Below are 3,390 nucleotides of genomic sequence, written 5' to 3' on the forward strand. Positions count from 1 at the left end.
GCGAGGTAGCCCATGATTGCGCCGTTTCCATCGATAAGAGGAAGGCGCGCTTCATGCGCGACAGGCATGTCGGCAAGATGTAAGTTGCTAAGAAGAAATGTGGCACCAAGTCCTGCCACCGTTACGGGGTCCAAAGACTTTCCAAGGAGAGCATTTGGGTACTTAATTTGGGCAACAAAAAAATGTACTTCGCCTTCTATTAAGCCAAAGAACTCTACAACAGTTTCTGTACCTGAAGACTGCACTGCGGCGCGAACCTGTTGTTCTAGATTGTCAGGAATTGGCTGCGCCAACCAAGCGGCAGTTGGCAGATCGGGTTCCACGATGAAAAGGGAAAGTTCAGCAGGTTGTTGCAATGACGCAATATCGGTCCCGCAGACTTGGGACGCAAATTCATCAAGCCCTCCTTTCGCCAAAGCCACGGAATCCAACGCAGCCTGCCTGTTGCTAAGGTATGCTGACCATAAGAGCGTGCCCAAGACCATGACGAAGGTCAAAATCGTGGCAACAATCATCATCCAGATGATGCGGGTCGTGGTCCAACGGGTAGCCATTTTCATATCCCAGCGAGTCGATTGGCGCCTTAGTACAACCAACCCGCTGAGCGGAGGTTAATGGCCACGCATTTTGAAGAATTTTGTCCCAAATGTTCTCGCTAGCCGGCGTGAAGTTTCGCTTGCTCTTGCTGAACCTCCTGCGCCACAAAGTACCAGGCATGTGGGAGGAAAAAATGCTAAATGAAGCTGCGCGCGGAGTATACACAATCGCCGTTACACCCTTTTTACCGAGCGGTGAATTGGACTTGGCGAGTGTTGATCGCATGACAGACTTCTACATAGAGAAAGGTGCAACCGGTTTAACAATTCTTGGAATCATGGGAGAGGCGGGCAAGTTAAGCGCGGACGAATCCATGGCCGTGATCAAGCGTGTTGTGGCCCGTGCAGCAGTGCCGGTCATTGTGGGGGTGTCATCGGCAGGCTTCGCGGCGATGCAAGCTTTGGCGAAGTCGGCGATGGATGCAGGTGCCGCTGGAGTGATGGTTGCGCCGACAAGCGGATTGCGGACCGATGACCAGATCATTAATTACTACGCGACGACTGCGCAAATGTTGGGGGATATCCCTTTTGTCTTGCAAGATTTCCCTTTGGTCACTGGTGTTCAGATATCGACCAAAACGATTCTAAAAATCGTCGAAGATAACCCGACCTGCATGATGCTTAAGCATGAAGATTGGCCGGGACTTCCAAAACTCAGTCAAATTCGAGCGAAGGAAAAAGATGACAGTCACCGTCGTGTGAGTATCCTTTGCGGTAATGGTGGTCTTTATCTTCCGCAGGAACTTGCAAGAGGTGCGGATGGTGCCATGACTGGTTTTGCCTACCCGGAAATGCTTGTTCAGGTATGTGATCTTTTTCAAAACGGTGATGTGGATACAGCTGAAGATCTTTTCGACCTTTACCTGCCTGTCGTACGTCATGAACAACAACCGGGATACGGTTTGGCTGTTCGCAAAGAGATATTGCGTCGTAGAGGGGCGATTTCTACTGCCTTGACACGCGCCCCCGGACCAAAATTATCAAAAGAAGATCATGTTGATCTTGATCGACTGTTGGTGCGTCTGGAAGCACGATTGAGTTAGCTGGCCTTTCGTTCTTTTCAGTAAGGTGTCTTGAAAATAGTTTAGATTAAAGCTACATGTGCTCTGAGTGAGTATATGTAGCTTTTCTGTTTGAAGGTCCAAAGAAAAATACTTCCTATTGGGAGAATGCGCGTGCTGAGACTTGCCGCCTAATCTGTATAAGGGTAATAAGCTGACATGAGCGAAAAACTGACAATTGCCTTTGCGCAAATGAACCCGACAGTCGGCGATATCCGTGGGAACGCTGATCTTATTCGTGCTGCCCGTAAGAAAGCTGCTGATGCCGGGGCGGACTTGCTGGTTACGCCGGAGTTAAGTCTGGTGGGCTATCCGCCAGAAGATCTGGTTCTCAAGCCAGAACTATTGCTGGAAGCTCAGGCCGAACTGCGGAGCCTTATGGCTGATACTGCTGATGGCGGTCCGGGGATACTGGTTGGGGCGCCAATGCCGGATGTAAAGCTACAGGAAAACCCTTTCAAGAAAGCCTTCACGACAACGGGGTCAGAAATCTACAATGCTGCTGTTCTGTTGGATGGCGGAAACCTTGTTGGCTGGAAGGGGAAGCATTTCCTCTGTGATTATAGTGTTTTTGATGAAAAACGCGTTTTCAAACAGGGTGCTTTGACGGGGCCGTTTTCTTTCCGTGGGGTCCGCATAGGTGTCTTTATCTGCGAAGATATGTGGGATGCTGATGTTTGCGAAACGCTTGCTGAAGCTGGCGCGGAAATGTTGATCGGGATCAATGGGTCTCAGTTCAACGCCGGAAAAACAGATATACGTCAGCTTTTAGCCATAGAACGGATCAAGGAATGTGAATTGCCGCTGGCCTATCTGAACATGGTTGGAGGGCAAGATGACATTGTATTTGACGGTGGTTCTTTTGTTCTGAACGCGGATTGCAGTCTCAAGGCACAGGCTCCCATGTTCGATGAGCACTTCATGGTGACAGAGTGGTTGAAGAATACGGATGGTGAATGGGAGTGTCAGCCAGCACAAACCGTCGCACCCGAAGAAGAACTTGCAGCCATTTATCGTGCCTTGGTAATCGGTGTCCGTGATTATATCCGGAAAAATCGTTTCCCCGGTATTGTCATTGGCATGTCAGGGGGAATTGATTCCGCGCTTTCTGCCGCAATTGCAGTGGATGCGATTGGTCCAGAACGCGTGCGTTGTGTGATGATGCCCTCGCCCTATACATCCCAAGAAAGCCTAGAAGATGCGAAGCTCGCCACCGAACTGCTGGGGGTAAAATACGATTCTATTTCTATTGGCCCGGCCATGAAGGCATTCGAAGAAATGTTGGCTCCAGTGATGGCAGGTACCGAAGCGGATACAACAGAAGAAAATATTCAGGCGAGATCGCGTGGCTTAACACTGATGGCTATTTCCAACAAGTTGGGCTATATGGTGCTGTCTACGGGTAACAAATCTGAAATGTCGGTTGGCTACGCAACGCTTTATGGCGATATGTGTGGTGGTTATAACGCCTTGAAAGATGTATATAAAACCAAGGTTTTTGCCCTTTCTCGCTGGCGAAATGAAAACAAACCAGCTGATGTTCTTGGGCCAGATGGTGCGGTGATGCCGGATAGAATTATCACCAAACCACCTTCTGCCGAATTAAAACCAGATCAAACGGATCAGGATAGTTTGCCGGAGTATGATGTTCTGGATGGTATTCTGGAATGCCTTATCGAAGAGGAATTACCCCTTGTAGATATTCTGGCACGAGGATATGACGAGAACACTGT

General features: G+C 49.3%; 3 protein-coding genes. 2 read left to right on the plus strand and 1 reads right to left on the minus strand.

The genetic code is table 11. The features are described 5' to 3' along the window. Window positions 1-554: hypothetical protein (locus tag Q0241_RS15900; protein ID WP_299379212.1), on the minus strand; the 554-nt coding region annotated here is incomplete at its 3' end. 176 nt (window positions 555-730) lie between these two features. Here Q0241_RS15900 and Q0241_RS15905 point away from each other — a divergent pair. Both Q0241_RS15905 and Q0241_RS15910 read left to right on the plus strand, forming a co-directional pair. Beyond that, window positions 731-1,639 (plus strand): dihydrodipicolinate synthase family protein, encoded by a 909-nt coding sequence (locus tag Q0241_RS15905; protein ID WP_299379214.1) that lies wholly within the window; start codon window positions 731-733, stop codon window positions 1,637-1,639. A 177-nt stretch (window positions 1,640-1,816) separates the two neighbouring features. Next, the coding region (locus Q0241_RS15910; protein WP_299379215.1) for an NAD+ synthase at window positions 1,817-3,390 on the plus strand (1,574 nt) is incomplete at its 3' end.

Source organism: uncultured Kiloniella sp. (assembly GCF_937128705.1).
Taxonomy (GTDB): domain Bacteria; phylum Pseudomonadota; class Alphaproteobacteria; order Kiloniellales; family Kiloniellaceae; genus Kiloniella.